14 protein-coding genes and 1 pseudogene are annotated in these 20419 nt (G+C 68.9%); 10 read left to right on the forward strand and 5 right to left on the reverse strand.

What is annotated here, in order from left to right:
* Nucleotides 1-26: 26 nt before the first annotated feature.
* From OIE53_RS00370 to OIE53_RS00385, 4 genes are all read right to left on the reverse strand, one after another.
* Complete coding sequence (locus tag OIE53_RS00370) at nucleotides 27-896, reverse strand: metal ABC transporter permease (protein ID WP_327027009.1); 870 nt, start codon at nucleotides 894-896, stop codon at nucleotides 27-29.
* Nucleotides 893-1657: a metal ABC transporter ATP-binding protein gene (locus tag OIE53_RS00375; protein ID WP_327024542.1), complete on the reverse strand. Its 765-nt coding sequence runs from the start codon at nucleotides 1655-1657 to the stop codon at nucleotides 893-895. Before OIE53_RS00375 ends, OIE53_RS00370 begins: the two co-directional genes overlap by 4 nt.
* Nucleotides 1654-2613 carry a metal ABC transporter substrate-binding protein gene (locus tag OIE53_RS00380; protein WP_327024543.1) on the reverse strand — a complete coding sequence of 320 codons (960 nt, stop codon included), beginning with the start codon at nucleotides 2611-2613 and terminating at the stop codon, nucleotides 1654-1656. Before OIE53_RS00380 ends, OIE53_RS00375 begins: the two co-directional genes overlap by 4 nt.
* Nucleotides 2614-2680: 67 nt before the next feature.
* Entirely contained in the window at nucleotides 2681-2938 is a 258-nt protein-coding gene (locus OIE53_RS00385; RefSeq protein ID WP_327024544.1) for a hypothetical protein, read from the reverse strand.
* A gap of 29 nt (nucleotides 2939-2967) precedes the next feature.
* On the opposite strand from OIE53_RS00385, the gene OIE53_RS00390 reads away from it, so the two are divergent.
* From OIE53_RS00390 to OIE53_RS00400, 3 genes are all read left to right on the forward strand, one after another.
* Nucleotides 2968-3309, forward strand: coding sequence for an antibiotic biosynthesis monooxygenase family protein (locus tag OIE53_RS00390; RefSeq protein ID WP_327024545.1), 342 nt, complete (start codon nucleotides 2968-2970; stop codon nucleotides 3307-3309).
* Nucleotides 3310-3493: 184 nt separating this feature from the next.
* Complete coding sequence (locus tag OIE53_RS00395) at nucleotides 3494-3940, forward strand: Rv0361 family membrane protein (RefSeq protein WP_327027011.1); 447 nt, start codon at nucleotides 3494-3496, stop codon at nucleotides 3938-3940.
* A gap of 112 nt (nucleotides 3941-4052) precedes the next feature.
* Nucleotides 4053-5432, forward strand: a complete 1380-nt coding sequence (locus OIE53_RS00400) for a glycine--tRNA ligase (protein ID WP_327024546.1) — start codon at nucleotides 4053-4055, stop codon at nucleotides 5430-5432.
* 62 nt (nucleotides 5433-5494) lie between these two features.
* Here the strand turns inward: OIE53_RS00400 and OIE53_RS00405 are convergent, their stop codons facing one another.
* Complete coding sequence (locus OIE53_RS00405; protein WP_327024547.1) at nucleotides 5495-6466, reverse strand: hypothetical protein; 972 nt, start codon at nucleotides 6464-6466, stop codon at nucleotides 5495-5497.
* Nucleotides 6467-6650: 184 nt separating this feature from the next.
* Between OIE53_RS00405 and dusB the strand changes: the two genes are divergently transcribed.
* The 7 genes and pseudogenes from dusB to OIE53_RS00440 all read left to right on the forward strand — a co-directional run bounded on the left by dusB (nucleotide 6651) and on the right by OIE53_RS00440 (nucleotide 20378).
* On the forward strand, nucleotides 6651-7817 hold the full coding sequence (gene dusB, locus OIE53_RS00410; RefSeq protein ID WP_327027012.1) for a tRNA dihydrouridine synthase DusB: 1167 nt from the start codon (nucleotides 6651-6653) through the stop codon (nucleotides 7815-7817).
* 491 nt (nucleotides 7818-8308) lie between these two features.
* On the forward strand, nucleotides 8309-12166 hold the full coding sequence (locus OIE53_RS00415; RefSeq protein ID WP_327024548.1) for a LamG domain-containing protein: 3858 nt from the start codon (nucleotides 8309-8311) through the stop codon (nucleotides 12164-12166).
* A gap of 137 nt (nucleotides 12167-12303) precedes the next feature.
* Nucleotides 12304-18396 (forward strand): RHS repeat domain-containing protein, encoded by a 6093-nt coding sequence (locus OIE53_RS00420; protein ID WP_327024549.1) that lies wholly within the window; start codon nucleotides 12304-12306, stop codon nucleotides 18394-18396.
* A 34-nt stretch (nucleotides 18397-18430) separates the two neighbouring features.
* Complete coding sequence (locus tag OIE53_RS00425) at nucleotides 18431-18712, forward strand: hypothetical protein (protein WP_327024550.1); 282 nt, start codon at nucleotides 18431-18433, stop codon at nucleotides 18710-18712.
* Between the two features lie 111 nt (nucleotides 18713-18823).
* A pseudogene (locus tag OIE53_RS00430) lies at nucleotides 18824-18967 on the forward strand (tRNA dihydrouridine synthase DusB); the annotation flags it as partial.
* A gap of 171 nt (nucleotides 18968-19138) precedes the next feature.
* Complete coding sequence (locus OIE53_RS00435; protein ID WP_327024551.1) at nucleotides 19139-19939, forward strand: helix-turn-helix domain-containing protein; 801 nt, start codon at nucleotides 19139-19141, stop codon at nucleotides 19937-19939.
* A 22-nt stretch (nucleotides 19940-19961) separates the two neighbouring features.
* Nucleotides 19962-20378 carry a nuclear transport factor 2 family protein gene (locus tag OIE53_RS00440; protein WP_327024552.1) on the forward strand — a complete coding sequence of 139 codons (417 nt, stop codon included), beginning with the start codon at nucleotides 19962-19964 and terminating at the stop codon, nucleotides 20376-20378.
* Nucleotides 20379-20419: the final 41 nt, after the last annotated feature.

The following is a 20419-nucleotide window of genomic DNA, read 5'->3' on the forward strand; positions in this document are numbered from 1 at the left end:
AACCAGTGTCAGGAAGCCCGGGTTGGTCAGGATCGGTCGAGCACCACCTCGTGTGGCTCCGGTGCGGGCTCCGGCGCGGGCCGGGTCCGACGGATCCGGCGCCAGGCGGCGGCGAGCAGGGTGACCACCACGAAGGAGACGATCGCGAGCACCACCACGGAGGCGCCCGGGGCGGTGTCGGCCACCGCCGCCAGCCAGATGCCGGCCCCGGCGGCGAACAGCCCGAGGGCCATCGCCGCGGTCATGGTGGTGCGGAAACCTCGGGTGACCTGCTGGGCGGTGGCCACCGGCACCACCATCAGCGCACTGATCAGCAGGACCCCGACCGCCCGCATCGCGATCGTCACGGTGATCGCGGTGGTGACCGCCAGCAGCAGGTTCAGGGCCCGCACCGGCAGGCCGGAGACCCGGGCGTACTCCTCGTCCTGGCAGACCGCGAACAACGCCGGACGCAGGGCGATCATCGTGATCAGCACCGCCAGGCCGAGCGCCGCGATGGTGGCCAGGTCACCGCGAGATGTGGTGGTGAGGGCCCCGAACAGGTACGCGTTGAGGTTCGCGCTGGTGCTGTCGGACAGCCCCACCAGGACCACGCCACCGGCGATGCCGCCGTAGAAGAGCAGGGCCAGGGCCAGGTCCCCGGAGGTACGGCCCCGCTCCCGGATCAGCTCGATGGCCACCGCACCGATGACGGCAGCGATCACCGCCATGATCACCGGGGAGGTGCCGAAGAGCAGGCCGGCGCCGACACCGGTCAGGGCCACATGCCCGATGCCGTCCCCGATCAGGGCCAGCCGCCGCTGCACCAGGTAGATGCCGAGCGCCGGCGCGGCCACGCCGATCACCAGCGCCCCGATCAGGGCGTTCTGCATGTACTCGTACTGGAAGAGGTTCAATTCGTGCCCCACAACCCGGCGGGTTCCTCGGGACAGTGCGGATGCACGTGGTCGTGGTCGGGCGCCGCGTGGTGCCCGGCCGGTTCCGGCACCGCGCCGTCGTGCGCGATCAGACCCTGGTGTACGACGACCGCCCGGCTGATCAGGGGCTGGAGGGGGCCCAGTTCGTGGGCCACCAGCAGTACGGTGCCGCCGCCGTCGACGAAGGCGCGCAGCGCCTCGGCGAACGCCTCCTGACTGGCGGCGTCCACCCCGGCGGTGGGCTCGTCGAGCACCAGCAGTTCCGGCCGACCGGCCAGGGCGCGGGCGATCAGGGTGCGCTGCTGCTGTCCGCCGGAGAGGGTGGACACCGGGTCCTTCGCCCGGTCGGCGAGCCCCACGGCCCGCAGCGCCTCGGCCACGGCCTCCCGGTCGGCGCGCCCCGGCGGGCGCAGCACCCCCCGGCGGGCCAGCCGGCCGGAGGCGACCACCTCGCCCACCGTGGCCGGTACGCCACTGCCCGCGCCGAGCCGCTGCGGGACGTACCCGATGCGGTGCCACTGGCGGAACCGGCGGGCCGGCTCCCCGAAGAGGGTGACCGAGCCGGAGCTGAGCGGGACCAGCCCGAGCACGGCGCGGATCAGGGTGGACTTGCCGGAGCCGTTGGCGCCGAGGATCGCGACCACCTCACCGGCGGCCACGGTCAGCGAGACGTCCCGCAGCACGGGGCGGCCCTCGTAGCCGACCACCCCGCGCGTCAGAGTGATGACTTCGGTCGTCACGAGCAGCTCAACGCCGTCCGCAGGGTCTGCAGGTTGGTACGCATCACCGAAAGGTAGTCCTCCCCGCCGCCCTCGGCGGACAGACCCTCCAGGGGGTCCAGCACGGCGGTCTGCGCCCCCACCTCCCGGGCGATGGTCTCGGCGACCTTAGGGCTCACCAGGGTCTCGAAGAAGATCGTGGTGGCGCCGTGCTCGCGTGCCTCCTCGGTGACCGTGGCCAGCCGCTGCGGGGAGGGCTCGTCCTCGGGGGAGAGGCCGGTGATGCCGATCTGCTCCAACTGGTAGCGCTGGGCCAGGTACCCGAACGCGGTGTGGCTGACCACGATCTCCCGGCGCTGGCAGGTCTTCAGCCCCTCGGTGAACTCGGTGTCCAGCTTCTCCAACTCGGTGCGCAGGGCGCCCGCCCGCTGGGTGTACTCGTCGGCGTGGTCCGGGTCGACCGCGCCGAGCCGCTCGGCCAGCTTGTCGCCGATGGTGGCCAGCCGGGTCGGGTCGAGCCAGACGTGGGGGTCCTTCGCCCCGTCGGACTTCTCATCGGAGTGGTCGTGGTCATCACCATGGTCGTGGTCGTGGCCACCGGCGGTGGCGTCCAGCAGTGGCTCCACCTCGGCCACGTCGAAGGCGTGGTCGCCGCCGTGCTGCTCGATCGCCTCGTCCACGGCCGGCTGGAAGCCGTGCAGGAAGACGATCAGCTCCGCGTCGATGATCTGGCCGACCTGCCGCGGGTTCAGCTCCAGGTCGTGGGGCTCGGCGCCCGGGCGGGCCAGGTTGGTCACCGCCACGGCGTTCCCGCCGATCCGCTCGGCCAGGAACTGCAAGGGGTAGAAGCCGGCCACCACGTCAACCCGCTCCGGGTCGTTGCCGGCCGCCTCGTCGCCGGTGCAGCCGGTGACGAGGGTCAGGGCGAGCGCGGCAGTGGCCGCGGCCAGCGCCCGGGAGGCGGTGCGGAAGGTCATGCAACGACTGTCCGCGACAATGACAATGATTGTCAAAAACGCATAGTTGCATGTCAGGGCAGGTTGATCAGAGTAGTTTCACCAGGCCGACGGTGACCAACAGGGTCAACATCAACAGTCGGATCACCCGGGTGGCTGGCGTCTGCACCGGCCAGGTCGTCACCAGCAGGGCGGCCACCGCAGCGGCCAGCAGCAGGGTGAACAGCCCGCCCAGCGGGCCCGGGGTGAAGAACGCGACAAGCACCAGGAGCAGGGTGACCAGGAACACCGTCGTCGGGTTGGCCCGGGCCAGGCGGGCGGCGATCTGGCGCTGCGTACGCTGCATCCCACAGACTTTACGAGGAGGAGTGCCCGGTGCTGGTGACCAACCGGTTCGTGGTCGAGGACGACGGTGCCCAGGAATTCACCGAACGGGCCCACGCCGCCCTCGCGGCGCTCGCCGCCCGCCCCGGCTACCTGCGCGGGCAACTGGTCCGGGCCCTGGACGACCCGCGACACTGGTGCCTGCTCACCGAATGGGAGTCGGTCGGCACCTACCGGCGGGCGCTCGGTGGCTTCGAGGTCAAGGTCACCGCGATACCGCTGCTCGCCGAGAGCATCGACGAGCCGTCCGCCTACGAGACGTTGGCCAGCGCCGCCCCGGACGGGGAGGTCGTGGTGGTCGCCAGCGATCGGGCCGCGGGTCCTTACCGCTGAGCTGTCGGGCACTACGCTGGCTCCCATGACCGTTCCCGGACCGGCGGCCCCACCACCCCACCCCCCGCTGCCCGGCCAGCAGAGTCCGTCCGGCCAGCAGAATCCCTGGCCCCCCGGCCACGGTGGCTTCCCCCCGCCCGGTGCGGCCGACCCCGGGCCCCCGGCCCCGCCGACCGGCCCCGGAGTGGCCCCGCCGTTCGCGGCTCCGCCGACCGAGGGGGGTCGCTCCCGACTCTGGCTCGGCCTCGGTGCCGGGGCGTTGGCCCTGGTGCTCTGCTGCGGTGGTGGCGGTGCCGCCGCGGTCGGTCTGCTGATCAGCGGGGTGCAGGCGGTCGAGGAGCAGGGCCGTACGGTCTCCGGCGACTACTACCGGGCCCTGGCCGACGGCGAGTACGGCCAGGCGTACGACCAGCTCTGCGACGCGGTCAAGCGGCGCGAGTCCCGGCAGGAGTTCGAACGCCGCGCCGCCGCCGAGCCCCAGATCGTCTCCTATCAGGTCGGCAGCGTGGACACCACCACCCTGACCGTGCCGGTGGACGTCACCTTCGCCGGGGGTGGCCAGGAGCGCCAGCAGGTCATCCTGGCCCAGGACCAGCAGACCGGAGGCATGGAGGTCTGCGGAGTCAACTGACCCGGCGCAGGTAATGTGCTGAGTTCGGGACAGCGGTGGTCGTACCGTTGTCCTGAACTGTGCCCTTCATCCCATCGGTCCCCGCCGACCGCCAGTCGGCGTAGGAGGAAACATGCCAGCCGACCGTATCGACGCCATCGTCAGCCTCGCCAAGCGCCGAGGCTTCGTCTTCCCCTCCAGCGAGATCTACGGAGGCACCCGATCGGCGTGGGACTACGGTCCGCTCGGCGTGGAACTCAAGGAGAACGTCCGCCGCCAGTGGTGGAAGACCATGGTCCAGCAGCGTGACGACGTCGTCGGGCTGGACTCCGCGGTCATCCTGGCCCGGGACGTGTGGGCGGCCTCCGGCCACCTCGACGCCTTCGTCGACCCGCTGACCGAGTGCCAGTCCTGCCACAAGCGGTTCCGGGCCGATCACCTGGAAGAGGCGTACCAGGAGAAGCACGGCAAGCCGCTGGCCTCCCTCACCGAGCTGAACTGCCCGAACTGCGGCAACAAGGGCACCTTCACCGAGCCCAAGATGTTCAACGGGCTGATGAAGACCTACCTGGGCCCGGTGGAGAGCGACGAAGGGCTGCACTACCTGCGCCCGGAGACCGCCCAGGGCATCTTCGTCAACTACAACAACGTGGCGAACGCGGCCCGGAAGAAGCCGCCGTTCGGCATCGCCCAGACCGGCAAGTCGTTCCGCAACGAGATCACCCCGGGCAACTTCATCTTCCGGACCCGCGAGTTCGAGCAGATGGAGATGGAGTTCTTCGTCGAGCCCGGCACCGACGAGCAGTGGCACGAGTACTGGCTTCAGGAGCGCTGGAACTGGTACATCGACCTGGGGCTCTCCGAGGAGAACCTGCGCTTCTACGAGCACCCCAAGGAGAAGCTCTCCCATTACTCGAAGCGCACGGTCGACATCGAGTACCGGTTCCAGTTCGGCGGCAGCGAGTTCGCCGAGCTGGAGGGGGTCGCCAACCGCACCGACTTCGACCTCACCACGCACAGCAAGCACTCCGGGGTCGACCTGTCGTACTTCGACCAGACCAAGAGCGAGCGCTGGGTGCCGTACGTGATCGAGCCGGCCGCCGGCCTGACCCGCGCGGTGCTGGCCTTCCTGCTCGAGGCGTACGACGTCGACCAGGCGCCGAACGCCAAGGGCAAGATGGAGGAGCGCACGGTGATGCGCTTCGACCCGCGACTGGCCCCGATCAAGGTGGCCGTGCTGCCGCTGTCGCGCAACGAGGCCCTGTCGCCCAAGGCCAAGGACCTCGCCGCGCAGCTGCGCAAGCGTTGGGTGGTCGAGTTCGACGACTCGCAGGCCATCGGCCGCCGCTACCGCCGGCAGGACGAGATCGGCACCCCCTTCTGCGTCACGGTCGACTTCGACACCCTGGACGACAACGCGGTGACCATCCGCAACCGGGACACCATGGCCCAGGAGCGCATCGCCCTGGACCAGGTCGAGCGCTACCTGATCGACCACCTCCCGGGCTGCTGAGCTGTAAGGAGCTGTAAGGAAGGGCCCCTTCTTAACGCCTGGCGTAGAGGAGGGGCCCCTTCTTAACAAGACGCGGGCCGAGTGGGCTGGTCGAGGCGTACCCGGACGGTGGCACCGAAACCACGTCGGGAGTCGTACGCGTCCTCCACCGTGCGGCGCACCCGGCGCGGCTCGCGGCGGATCTGCGCCGGCGTGAAGTGCAGCACCAGGACCCCGAGCCGACTCAACTCGTTGTGCCGGTCGAGTGTGCGCGTCCAGTCAGCAGGTCGGAAGTGGTACTCCTGCGAGTCGACCTCCAGCGCCACCGCCGCGTCGGCCAGATAGCCGTCCGGTGTCGGCAGCAAGGCGCCGTTCAGGTCGAGCAGCCGGGGATTCCAGTGGATCTCGCTCAGCACACTGCTGTCGGCCAGACACTGGCGCAACTCCGCCTCGGGCGCGGACCGGATACCCGCCGTCACCTCCGCGAACGCCTTTCTGATCAGCGCCGTCCGGCTGCGCCGTGCCCGGGCAATCTCCTCGTCCAGGGTCGTGAGGTCGGCGTACCCTCGCTGCACGGCCTCGGCCACGATGGCCCGCACCGGACGGAGTTGCCGCAGGTCGCGCGCCGCGTCGACCACCGCGCGGGCCGGTGAGCACACCGCGTACAGCGGGGTGGTCCGGGCCCGAACGTCCAAGGCGAGAGTCCGCGAGATCACCGCGTATCCCGCCGAGGCGCGTCGGGCGTGATGCGGCACGATCAGGTGTACGTCGTCGCTGCGCGGGCTCTGTCGGAAGCCGTACCAGGTCAGTGCGGCCAGGCCGGTCAGCTGGGCCTGGGCACCGGCGTACAGCGCCGCCGAGATGCGCCGCTGCTCGTCCGTCAGGGTGCCGGTGACCAGGGCGTACGTCGCGGGCAGCACCCGTTGCCAGAGGGCCCGCCGGGTCTGCCGGTACAGGTACATGTCGTCGAAGCCGAAGCTCAGCAACTGGGTACGACTGACGATCTGCTGTTGCCGCTCGGCCAGCTCGGAGAACTCGGGTGGAGGGGTAGGCATGCCCGGAGCATCACCAGTCCGACCGCGCTTTGTCTCAGCCGAGCCGGGTAGCTGTGGACAGCCCCGCACCCTGTGGACGACGCCCCACCTGCGACCGGAATGTGGTATGCGTCGCGTTAACAGGGGGCCCTTCCTATGCAGGAGGCGTTAAGAAGGGGCCCTTCCTTACACTTGGGCGGTGACCATGCCGACGAGTGCTGCGCTGGGGCCGTTGACCATCGGGCGGCACCAGGTGTGGCCGCCGGTGGTGCTTGCCCCGATGGCGGGCATCACCAACGTCGGGTTCCGCCAGCTCTGCCGGGAGCAGGGCGGCGGCATCTACGTCTGCGAGATGATCACCACGGTCGCCCTGGTCGAGCGGAACCCGAAGACCCTGCGCATGATCGCCTTCGGGGCGGACGAGAGCCCCCGCAGCCTCCAGCTCTACGGCACCGACCCGGAGATCACCGCCGCCGCCGTGCGGATCGTGGTCGAGAAGGATCTCGCCGATCACATCGACCTCAACTTTGGCTGCCCGGTCCCGAAGGTCACCCGGCGCGGTGGGGGCGCGGCCCTGCCCTGGCGGCGTCGACTCTTCGCCCGCCTGGTCAAGGCCGCGGTGGGCGCCGCCGCCCCCGCCGGGGTGCCGGTCACGGTCAAGATGCGCAAGGGCATAGACGACGACCACCTGACGTACGTCGAGGCGGGGCTGGCCGCGCAGGACGCCGGGGTCGCCGCGGTCGCCCTGCACGGGCGTACGGCCGCACAGCGCTATTCGGGCACCGCCGACTGGGACGCGATCGCCACCCTCAAGCAGGCCCTCGACGTGCCGGTGCTCGGCAACGGCGACATCTGGGAGGCCGACGACGCGCTGCGGATGGTGGCCCACACCGGGGTCGACGGGGTGGTGATCGGACGGGGCTGCCTGGGCCGACCGTGGCTCTTCGCCGACCTGGAGGCCGCCTTCGCCGGACGTACCGAGCGGCGGCTGCCCAGCCTGGGCGAGGTGGCGCTGACCATGCGCCGGCACGCCGAGCTGCTGGTCGACCAGTTCACCGCCGGGGCCCGCAACCCGGCCCGGGGCGAGCGGGACGGCTGCACCGACTTCCGCAAGCACGTCGCCTGGTACCTCAAGGGCTTCCCGATCGGCAGCGAGCTGCGCCGCGCCCTGGCCATGATCGACAGCTTGGCCCAGCTCGACGATCTGCTCGGCAAGCTGGACCCGACCGTGCCGTTCCCGACGGAGACCCTGGGCCAGCCGCGCGGGCGTACCAACTCACCCGGCAAGGTCTTCCTGCCGGACGGCTGGCTGGTCAGCCGCGACGACGACACCGTCCCCGAGGGCGCCGAACTGGCCGACTCCGGCGGCTGAGGTCTGTCACGGAGCAGGACCGGGGTGAGGCCGACAGGCGACCCGTGTCACTTCCGCATCCCTGTTCCCGACGTATCACGAAATCTCATGGCGGGGGCCGAGGCATCCCACCGGATACCCGTCTTGACGGGAATTGAGCGATGCCGATCCCGAAATCTCGTCCGTTCGAAGAATACCGATAAACTGATTGGTCGTATCGGTGGGTGTCGCGTATTTCCGGGTCCACCGTCCATAGTGGCTGGAGTCGGACGAAAGCAATGGCCAGGCAAAATTCTTGACCTTCACTATGGTCTTGGCGTCACGACTTCTGTACTTTGTGGAACGTACTGTTGATCAAGCTGCTGTACGGGGGTGCGGCTTTGTTGTCATTCCTTCATGCCCGCGTTTTGTCCATTTTGGTCAGTTCGGCGTTAGCGGGCTCTCTCCTGGTGGTATTGCCGGCGACTCCTGCCTCGGCCGGTACTCCGGATCCGTGCGTCGACGCGGACACCTTGACGGCGTCCTCGGAACGTGCCGCCCAGGCCTTGGCGGCCTCCTGTGAAACCGAGGTCGAGGTCCTGGCGGCGGCGTCGGAGACGACGAAGGTGTTCGCGCAACCGTCTGGTGACTTCGCCTTCGAATCCTGGGTCGAGCCGCAGTGGGTCGAGCAGGACGGTGCCTGGGCGGAGATCGACACCACCTTGGAGGCGGGAGCGGACGGCCTGATTCGTCCGGTCGCCTCCACGGCCGAGGTGGTCTTCTCAGCCGGTGGCACCGGTCCCTTCGCCACGATGACCGGCGCGGGCGCGACCTTCTCGCTGGGCTGGCCGGACGCCCTGCCACCGGGCGTGATCACCGACGACACGATCACGTACCCGAACGTGTATCCGGACGTCGATCTGGTGGTCAGGGCCGAGCGGGGTGGCTTCTCGCACCTGCTCGTGGTGAAGAGCGCCGCCGCCGCCGCGAATCCGCTGGTGCGGGAGACCCCCTATGTGGTGGGTGGCTCGGCCGAGGTGGCGGTCGTGGACGGGTCGGTGACCATCTCCGGCCCCGACGGTGTGCTGGCAGGGTCGCCACCGGCGGTGGCGTGGGACTCACCCGAGACCGTTACGCGGTCGGCCGGGTTCCTCGCTTCCCACGAGTCGATCGAGGCTGCCCCCTCCACCGTTCGGGGACCGGCCGACTCCGCCCTGGTCACCCCGGTCGAGGTTCGGCTGGAAGGCGACTCGTTGACGGTCGCCGCCGACCCTGAGGTGCTGGAGGCCGGGAGCTTCCCGATCTTCATCGACCCGACGTACGACAAGAAATGGTCCCGATGGGCGCCGGTGAACGACTCGCGACCGGACACCCAATGGACCTCGGGGACCGCCTGGCCGCGTGAGACGGCCCGGGTGGGGTCGAACTACGACAGTCACGGCGACATCTGGCGGGCACACTTCTACTTCGATACGACGGTGTTGGCCGGTAAGCGCCTGGTCGGCACGACAAGTGTCGACGCGTACCTGGTGCACACCGGGTGGTGCGCGGGCGAGTCGATCGGCATCTGGCAGACGAACTCGATCGCGAGCAACACCCCCACCTGGAACGGAATGAAGAACAAGTGGCTGCACGACGGGCCGTTGCAGACCAGGCTGGGCAAGGCCAACGCGTCCTGCGGCCAGGATCCCGACTGGCTGAGTTTCAATGGATCCAAGATCGGCCATCACGTCCAGCGGCACGCGAACGCGGGCTATGACTCGATCACCTTCGGGTTGCGAATGGGATCCGAGAGCGGAGGTCGGTGGGCCAAGTTCAACCCTAACCACGTCAAGTTGAAGGCCACCTACGAACACAAGCCGACCTCGCCGGTGGCCGTACGGACCTCGCCCGGTGGCAACTGTGCCGCCTCGCCCGGCCCCTGGATCACCAACCGGACTCCGACCTTGTTCGGCAAGGCCAAGGACGGCGACGGAACCGTACGGGTGCAGTTCGACCTGAACGGGCCCACCAGTCCGGCTGTCCATCTCTCCGCCTGGACCAAGTCCGACAGCGAACGAGCCTGGCCCACCCCGACCCTCACCGAGGGCAACTACAACTGGCGTGTTCGGGGCACCGACATGGAGGACGGCACCGATTGGACGGGCTGGTGCTACTTCCGGTTGGACCACACCCCACCGACGGCACCCGTGGTGGCCCGGATGTCCGACAGCCCGGTCGTCGGTGAGCCGGTGACGCTCAAACTGACCTCGTCGGACGCCCGTTCGGGGTTGCGGCGGTTCGCGTACGGCATCGGGGTCGACGCCCAGCAGCATTTCGTGAACTCCACCGGTACGACGACGATCACGTTCACGCCGGAGAGCGGTCGTACCCACGTGTACGTGTGGGCTCAGGACAACGCCGGCAACTACTCGGCGCGTACCGAGTTCAACTTCTACAGCGGCCGCAGCACCGAGGCCCAGCTCCAGGGTGCCTGGCGGTTCAACGGTGACGCAATCGACGACTCCGGCCAAAGCGGACACCTCGAACTCGGCAGCGGAATCGGCTACGGTCCCGACCGTGCCGGCAGCCCCGATTCCGCGCTGACCTTCGACGGTACGGACTGCGCGCAGACCTCTCCGGTGATCCGGACCGACTCGGACTACACCGTGGCTGCGTGGGCCAAGCTGACCTCGACCAGCGGCAACCGGGCCGTCGTCGCGCAGGCGGGCTCCGCCGCGTCCGCGTTCGTCCTGGGTCACGACGCCGCAACCAACAGGTGGCAGGTGTCGTTGGCCGGTGCGGACAGCGCGAACTCGGGGTCTGTGGTGGCCTCCGCGCCGGCCGCCGCGGTGGGCCAGTGGCAGCACCTGGCCGCCACGGTCGACCCGTTGGCCAAGGTCGTCCGCCTCTACGTCGGTGGGGTGCTTGCGTCGCAGGCCACCATCGATGGTCAGTTGTGGCACGCCGAGGGTCGGCTGCTCATCGGATGCGCCGGCAGCCAGTCGTCGTCGTGGCACCACATGACCGGCTCGATCGATCAGGTCGGGATCTGGCAGGGGCTGCTCTCCGACGCGCAGATCGGTCAGGCGGCCACCGAGCTTCCCGCCGGTGAGATCGGCAACTGGCCGTTGCACGGCGACGGAACCGAGACCACCGAGCGTTCCACGGCTCTGGTCCTTCCGCAGCCGGCATCCTGGGCGGAGGACCAGTACGGCCGGTTGCGCTCGGCGGCGCAGTTCACCGGCACCCAGTGCGCCCGGACCGAAGAGCAGGTCGTGCGTACCCACGAGTCGTTCTCAATCGCGGCGTGGGTGAAGCTGGACAGTGTCGGCACCGGCAGCCAGACGATCATCGGACAGGACGGCGATCGGGTCAGTGGGTGGTTCCTCGGCGCCCGGTACCTCAGCGGAGCGCCCTACTGGGCGCTGATGATGAAGCCGACGGATGACGAATACTCGCTGTCCCACATCGTTCGCTCGTCTTCGTCGGCCGATGCAGGCACGTGGACTCATCTGGTGGGTGTCTACAACGCCACCGACAATCGCCTCAGCCTGTACGTCAACGGCACCCTGGCCGCCTCGGCGGTCGGCACCGGTACCCCGTGGCGAGCCGAGGGGCCGCTGACCGTGGGGTGTGCCCGCCATGCAGGCGTGGATGCCGACCACGTCAACGGGGCGGTCTCCGCGGTGCGGGCCTGGCAGGGCGCGCTGACCGCCGACGAGGTGAAGACGGTGTACGGCGGCAACCCGGCGGTGAAGCTGGAGGGGATGTGGCCCCTGGAGGGCCCGGCCAGCGACATGCCGACCCACCTGCAGGACATGTCTGGCAACGGCCGTGACCTGTCGGTCCCCGGTCCGTACAGCTGGGGACGGGACCGGGCCTTCGGCCAGGACGGTGCTCTGCTGCTGTCCGACCACTCCTGTGCCGAGGCGCCCGGCCCGGCGGTCCGCACCGATGCCTCCTTCACCGTGGCGGCCTGGGTGTTCCTGGAGCAGACCACCGGCCATCACACCGTCGTGGGGCAGGCCGCCGGTCAGCGGGGCGGCTTCGACCTCAAGTACCTCCCCGACACCGATCGCTGGCAGTTCGAGTTGTCGTCGGCGGAAGGCGACGACTTCGTGTGGCACAAGGTCATGTCGACGGATCCCCCGCTGCTCGACGAGTGGACCCACCTGGCGGGTGTGTTCGACGTCGCGGCCGGCAAGGTACGCCTCTACGTCAACGGTGCGTTGCAGGGTGAGGCCGACGGTCCGACGACGCCGTGGATGGCCAACGGACCTACCCTGATCGGCTGTTCCGGAGCCACCAACGGAGACCGGTGGTCCCCGCTGCAAGGACTGGTGGATGACGTCCGGATCTGGACCTCCACCCTCGCCCCGGAGCGGATCGCCAACCTGGCCGAAGGCTGACGGTCACGGGGCGCGGCTGCCGGCCGCGCCCCGCCCAGCCTGCTCTCTCTCGACTTTCCTCCACCCCTTCTCAGTGCAAGGAAGGCGACATGTCGCAGTTACGCTACGTAAAGAGAAGTGCACGTAAAGCAACAATCGTGGTCACTGCCGCGGCGTTGGTGGCGTCGACCCTCGCAGTGACCCCGCCAGTGCAGGCGGCCGAGGTGCCCTCGGGCGACCGCAAGGTGCAGCAGACCCGACCGGAGCCTGCGCGGCGGGTACCGGTCGATCGGTCTCCGTTGCCGGACGACGGTGGCAGGTGGGCCGGACCGGAGCACGCGACCTGGCCGGCTGCCGGCCGTGCCACCCTCGTGATCGCTGATTCCCCGACGGAGCGGTTGCGCGACGGTGGCTGGCCGTCCGGACGGGGGGTCCAGAGGGTCGCCGGTGGTCTGCCGGTGACGGCTTCGGCCATCGCCGGCCGGCGTGCCCCCGACCAGACGCGGGTGCAGGTGCTGGCCGAGGAGCATTCCCGGCGGCTCGGGGTCAGCGGCCCGGTGGTGGTCGTCGAGGGCGGCACCGGAGCGGTCGAGACCACCTTCAGCTATGCCGGCATACGGCAGCTCTACGGCGCGGGTTGGGGTGAGCGACTGACCCTCAAGCGGCTGCCGGCGTGTGCGGCGACCACCCCGCAGCGGTCGCAGTGTCAGGCGGTCGAGCCCGTCGCGGCGACCAACGACCCGGTAGCGCGTACGGTGTCGACACAGGTCAGCCTCACCGGGGCGGAGCCGGTCGTGTTCGCTCTGATCGGCGAGGAGGCATCCGAGGACGGCGACTACAAGGCGACCGACCTGCAGGCGTCGGGTTCCTGGACGGCGGGCAGTGGGTCCGGTGGGTTCTCCTACTCGAACCCGGTGCGGCTTCCTCCGGCGGAGGGTCCACTGCCCGAGGTGTCGTTGAACTACTCCTCGCAGGCCGTCGACGGGCGGATGGCCGGGGCCAACAACCAGGCCTCATGGGTCGGTGACGGCTGGGACTACGCGCCCGGGTTCATCGAACGGACCTACGCCACCTGCGCCGACGACCGAAACGCGGTCGACGGCCAGGATCCCAACAACAAGGACAAGAAGACCTACGACCACTGCTGGAGCGGTGACTCGCCGAACGTCACCGTCTCGCTCAACGGCACCAACACCTCCCTGATCAAGGACGACGACACGGGCGTCTGGCGGGCCCAGAACGACGCCAACTGGCGGATCCAGTTACAGGGCAACGCGGCGACGACGGGCAACGCCACGACCGAGCGGTGGACGATCACCACCCCGGACGGCAACAGGTACTTCTTCGCCGTCGAGGCTGCCTCGGCCAACTCCCGCTGGACGAAGCCGGTCTTCGGCAACCACTCGGGCGAGAAGTGCCACGCCTCCACCTTCAAGGACTCGGCCTGCAAGCAGGCCTGGCGGTGGCTGTTGGACAAGGCGGTGGACGTACACGGCAACACCGTCCGCTACTACTACCAGAGCGAGACCGGGCACTACGGTGCGGCGGGCGACAAGGACAACCGGCAGTCCTTCCATCGGGGCGGTCACCTGACGCGGATCGAGTACGGCCTGCACGCCGACCACCCGAGTGTCGCCGCCACCGGCCGGGTGCTGTTCACCGTCGCCGACCGGTGCCTGGCGACCGAATGTCACGAGGACGGCAAGCCGGTGCGGGCCAACTGGCCGGACGTCCCCTGGGACAAGGACTGCGCCACGGCGCCCTGTACCGACAAGCTCGCCCCGGTCTTCTTCAACACCAAGCGACTGACCAAGATCACTACCCAGGTGCGCAGCGGTAGCACCTTCTCCAACGTCGAGTCGTGGACTCTGGCCCACGAGTTCAAGGCGCCGAGGACCGCCGGCTCGGCATCGTTGTGGCTGAAGGAGATCGTGCACGCCGGACACGTCGGCGGCACTGCCACCGAGCCGCCGGTCCGATTCACCGGGGTGGAGTTGGCCAACCGGGCGAACGTGCTGGCCGGGGCCCCGATCTTCTCCCGCTGGCGGATCCAGAACATCCGCACCGAGTCCGGCGCGGACCTGCACGTCACCTACTCGGAGACCGACTGCGACCTCAACGATCTGCCATCCTCGCCGCAGAGCAACTCGCGGCTCTGCTACCCCGTGTACTGGACCCCGGACGGCTACACCGAACCCCAGCTCGACTGGTTCCACAAGTACGTCGTCACGGAGATCTCCGAGATCGACCGCACCGCCGACCAGCCGGCCATCGTCACCCGCTACGTGTACTCCACGGGTGGCAGCAGCACCAACGTGTTGTGGGCCTACGACGACAACGAGTTCACCAAGAAGAAGCACCGCACCTACGGGCAGTGGCGCGGTTACTCCCAGGTGGTCACCAAGGTCGGTGAGCCGGACCAGGGGGTGCCCCTGACCACCCGCGAGCGGTTCTACCGCGGGCTGCACGACCAGCCGCTGCCGGGCGGTGGCCGGAGCAGTGTGCAGGGCTCCGACTCCGAGAACAACACCTTCACCGACCACCGGGCGTTGGCCGGGTTCCCGCTGGAGAAGGCGACTCTCGACGGGACGACGGTGGTCCAGGCAGTCACCACCCAGTACTGGACCCAGCAGACCGCCGCGCGTAGCCATGCCGGAGGCACCGATCGGGCGTACCTGAGCGGACCCTCGGTGCGCAAGAGCCGCAAGCTTCTCGCGCCGAACGTGTGGGCGCGGACCGAGACCCGGACCACCTACAACGGGGACGGCCTGGCAACCTCGGTGTCCGACCTGGGGGACACGTCGAAGCCTGGCGACGAGACCTGCACCCGCACCACGTACGTCACGAACACCGGCGAGTGGATTCGGCAGGCCGTGTCCCGGGTGGAAACCGTCGCCAAGGCCTGCGGTGACCCTGTTTCGCGTCCGGCTGACGTGGTCTCCGACGTCCGGACGTTCCACGACGGCTCGAACACCCACGGCGCCGCCCCGACGAAGGGACTGGTGACCCGCCAGGACACCCTCGACACCTGGACCGGCGGCCCGGTCTACACCACCACCGCCCGTACCAGCTACGACGCACTGGGCCGCGTCACGAGCGCCACGGATGCCCGGGGCGAGACCACCACCACCGCGTACACCCCGGCGGGCCCGGGACCGGTGACCCAGATGGTCACCACCAACCCGCTGGGCCACCAGACGACCGTCACCCGGCAACCCGCCTGGGCGGAGCCGATCGCCCTGGTGGACGCCAACAACAAGCGCACCGACCTGGAACATGACCCGCTCGGCCGGCTGATCAAGGTGTGGCTGCCCGGCCGGCCGAAGGCGACCCGGACGCCGAACCTGGAGTTCAGCTACCTGGTCCGCAACAACGGTCCGCTGGCCGTCACCAGCAAGCGGCTCGGGCCCAACGGCAACTACCTCACCGAGGTCGGGCTCTTCGACTCCCTGTACCGGCAGGTGCAGACGCAGAAGGACGCCCTCGGCGGCCAGCGCCTGATCTCCTCGACCGGCTACAACGACCGGGGTCTGGAGGCTTACCGGGCGGGACCGGCATACATCACCGGTGCGCCGGACACCGGGGTGTGGCAACTGAACCCCGGCGCGGACCGGGCCCGGACCGTGCTCAGCTACGACGGGGTCGGCCGGGTGGTCAGCGAAGCCCTCTGGTCGGCCGACAGCCAACTCTGGGCCACTATCACCAGTTACGGCGGTGACCCGGACGGCTGGCGGGTCGCGGTCACCCCACCGCAGGGTGGCACCGCCACCATCACCCTCAGTGACGTGCACGGCCAGACCACGGAGTTGCGGCAGTTCCACGGGCCGACCCCGACCGGGGGGTACGACACCACCAGGTACACGTACACCCCGCGCGGCGACCTGTCGACCGTTGTCGGCCCGACCGGCAAGACCTGGAGCTACGAGTACGATCTGCGTGGCCGGAAGGTGACCACCACCGACCCGGACAAGGGCACCACCACCTTGTCCTACAACAACGCCGGTGACGTCATCGCCAGCACGAATGCCCTCGACGAGGTGGTCACCGTCGAGCATGACGCCCTGGGGCGGCCGTCGCGGCGCTTCGCCGACGGGGAACTCATCGCGCAGTGGACCTATGACACGCTCGCCAAGGGGCACCTGTCGACGCAGGTGTCGATCGTCGACGGCTTCTCGTTCAGCCGCCAGATCTCGTTCTACAACAACGCGTACCAGATCATGGAAGAGTCGTCCGTGATCCCGGCAATGCCCGGTCTGGAGGGGGTCGCCGGGACCTACACCTCGACCTCCACCTATCGGGTGGACGGCTCGTTGGAGCGGATGAAACTGCCGAGGGTCGGTGGGCTGGAGTCGGAGATCGTCAACCACACCTACGACGATCTCGGCAATGTGACGCGAGTCGTCGGCACGATGTCCTCCTCCGGGACCAACACCGTCTATGTCGACGCCACCACCCAGTCACCCTTCGGTGAGTTGCTCCAACGCAAACTCGGTGTCGAGGATCAGCCGCAGGCGTATCAGAGTTACACCTACGACGATGTGACCCGACGGCTGACCGGTTTCTATTTCGACCGCGACGCCACCATCCCCAACGTCGCCGCCGTGCAGTATGAGTACGACCCGGCCGGCAACGTGTTGTCGATGGCCAACCGGCCGCAGGACGACGACGACAACCCACGGCCCGCCGCCAGCGATGTGCAGTGTTTCCAGTACGACCATCTGCGTCGGCTCACCCAGGCATGGAGTCAGGCCACGGCGACCTGCGCCGCCACGCCGCAGGCCTCGATCGTCGGTGGGGTGGCTCCGTACTGGATGTCGTACGCCTTCGACAGGGCCGGTGCCCGCACCTCGGTGACCGACCACCGCAGCGGTCTGACGTCGAACTACGGCTACGCCGACGCGGACAGCCCGCAGCCGTACGCGGTCCGCACGGTCACCGGTGGTGGTCGAAGCGCTCAGTACGACTGGGACGCGAGCGGCAACCTGACCCACCGTAGTGTCGACGGGGTCGACGAGACCCTGGAGTGGAATCCGCAGGGCAAGCTGACGGAGATCACCGGACCCGCTGGGACCACCCGGATGGTCTACGACGTCGACGGCAACCGCATCGCCCGGCTCGACCCGAACGGTCAGGCGACGGTCTTCCTGGGCGGGCACGAGTTGACTGTCGTGGGGCAGAGCACGACGGCGACCCGGTACTACTCGCACCGCGGCGACGTCATCGCCTCCCGTACGGCATCGAGTGGCACCGCCGTCCAGGATGTGATCTGGCTCGGCGCCGACCGGCACGGCACGGTGCTCTGGACGGTCAACTCGGTCACCCGGGTGGACACGATCAAGTACCTGGACCCGTACGGCAACCCGAGGTCCGGCGGGAGCAACGGCACCTGGCCCTCCGGCCAGCGCGGCTTCGTCGGAGGCATCGCGGACCCGAACGGCCTGTCGTTGCTGGGGGCCCGGTTCTACGACACCTTCCTCGGTGCCTTCATCTCCGTCGACCCGCTCATGGATCTGGCGGATCCGCAACAGACCCAGGGATACTCGTACGCCAACAACAACCCGATGACCTTCACCGACCCGGACGGACTCATTCCGATGGCCACCGGATCGACCCAGGAGGAGTTGCAGCACCAGAAGAAGACCGGCAAGCGGCTCACCCAGAACCCGGTAACGAATAAGTGGACGTTCGTGGCCGTCCCGAAGCCCGTTTACCAACCCAGTGCGTACTCTCGGTACACGCCGCGGCAGATTGCCAACATGAAGGGCGAAGGCGGGGTACCTCAGCCCGCACCGGCACCGGCGCCGTCACCGCAGCCCGGCTGGTCACCTTTCTACACCCATTCTGTCTGTGGCATTTTGTGCGTCGGGCTGACCTCAACCCCGGAGGGAGTGTTTTTCGAAGTCGGCGGACTGGGCTGGGGTGGGTACAGTTACACCGGCGGGGCCACCTCAGTCCCCCCTTCTTACATGAAGGACAACGGCTACGCTCAGGTGTGTGGTGCAGTGTTGTTGGGCGGCTGTTACCAGACCGGTCAGCGGATTGACGGGGGAAACTGGCATGGCGGCGCTATCACGGCTGGTACCGGAAAGGCATTCTTCCTGGGAATGATGGGTTCCTGGAAGATTACGGACACCAACTTCACGAATATCGAACCCGAGGAGGCGTTCCGTAACGCGATGGTGGGTGGCGCTGGAGGCGGGCCGGCGTCGAACATCTTTACCCGTAGCGCGATCTCTGTCTTTTGGCGGTAGGATTCGCTGATGGTTTTCGAGGCTAGGTGGAAAAGTGCCGGAAGGTAACCGTTTGAGGGATTCGCTTCCGTCCGGTGCGAGGCGGAAGCCGCTCTATCGTCTGACGGTATGGTGGCTCCGTCTGCTCCCGATCGCGCTCGTGCTGTCCATGGCTTTCCTGGTGGACGGCGGCTGGGTGGTGATGTTGGTGTTCATATCAGCGGGGCTGCTGATTACCCTGCCGATGCGTTACATCGCGTACGCCGAATGGGAAATCAAGCAATCGGATTTCGACGAACTGGCACTACGCGACGCCATCAACCCCCGATTCTGGTGAGGCCCGGTGCCCGCGCTGCCCTCGTGCAGCGCGGGCACCCCGCCCTCGCCTGTCCGCTCTAGTTGATCAAGAAGTTTGTGTCGCCGAGCGGTGGTACGTATGTCGGGTTCCGCGCCGTTCCCGACCGAGACCCTGGGCCAGCCGCGCGGGCGTACCAACTCACCCGGCAAGGTCTTCCTGCCCGACGGCTGGCTGGCCAGCCGCGACGACGACACCGTCCCCGAGGGCGCCGAACTGGCCGACTCCGGCGGCTGAGCGCAGACCGGCGGCCTTCGGGCATTACCTGGCAGGTAATCGACTCCGCGCGGGTGCTACGGCACGCTGGCGTTGACGCCCGAGGACGAGGAACCTGATGAATCCTGCCCGACCCCTGTGTCGATCGAGCCTGCGCCCGTCCGTGCTGGACGCGGTACCGCCGGAGCTGCCGTGACCGCCACCGTGCCGGCGCTCTCGGTCGGCCCGGCGCTGCGCCGGTGGCGGGAGGTGCGGCGGTTGAGTCAACTGGAGTTGGCCGCGCGGGCCGACATCTCCACCCGCCATCTGAGCTTCGTCGAGACGGGCCGGTCGCGGCCGAGCGGGGAGATGGTGCTTCGCCTCGCCGAACACCTCGACCTGCCGCTACGCGAACGCAATCGGCTGTTGTTGGCGGCGGGCTACGCCCCGGCGTACCCGCAGACCGCGCTGACCGCCCCCCGGATGGCCCCGGCCCGCGCCGCCGTCCGGCAGGTGCTGGCCGGCCACGAGCCCTACCCGGCCGTGGTGGTGGACCGCAGTTGGCAGATGGTGGACGCCAACCAGAGCCTGACCATCTTCACCGATCTGGTCGCGCCCGACCTGCTGGCGCCTCCGGTGAATGTGCTGCGGGTGAGCCTGCATCCGGACGGCCTCGCCCCGCACATAGCGAACCTTCGCCAGTGGCGGGGGCATCTGCTGGCTCGGCTGGCTCGGCAGGTCGAACTGACCGGCGACGCCGAGTTGGTAGCACTCGACGGCGAGTTGCGTGGCTATCCGGGGGGAGGCCCGGAACCGGACGTCGAACTGCCCGGGCCGGGCGACATCGTGGTGCCGCTGCGGCTGCGGTACGACGGTGGAGAACTGGCCTTCCTCAGCACCATTGCGACGTTCGGCACGCCACTGGACGTCACGTTGGCCGAACTGTCCATCGAGTCGTTCTATCCCGCAGACGAGCGTACGGCGTCGGTGCTGCGCGAACGCACCCGCCGCTGACCCTGCCCTTGGAGGTCGTGAAGTGTCCGCTACCCGGCAGACCGTAGACACGCTGCTGTCCCGCATCGTCGCCGGTGAGGTACCCGATCGGATCGCCGAGCTGTACGCCGACCGAGTCGACTGGCAGGTCAACTGGCCGAGCACCGAGCACCTCGACGTGCCGTGGATCCGTCCGCGATCAACCCGTGCGGACGTCGCCGACCACCACCGCACGCTGGCCGCGGCCACCGTGCCCGGCCAGGCCGAGGCGACCGTCACCGGCATCCTCGTCGACGGGCCGGACGCCGTGGTGTTCGGCCAGGTCGCCCAGACGGTACGCCGTACCGGCAGACGGTTCACCGCTCGTTTCGCCCTGCACCTCACGGTCGCCGATGGCCGGATCGTCCGGCACCACGTTTACGAGGACAGCCTCGCCATCGAGGCCGCCTGCCGGAGTTGACGCCCGCAGCTGAACGACGGCAAGGGCCGACCCCGTGCGGG

The organism is Micromonospora sp. NBC_01739 (genome assembly GCF_035920385.1).
In the GTDB taxonomy this organism is placed as follows: Bacteria; Actinomycetota; Actinomycetes; order Mycobacteriales; family Micromonosporaceae; genus Micromonospora.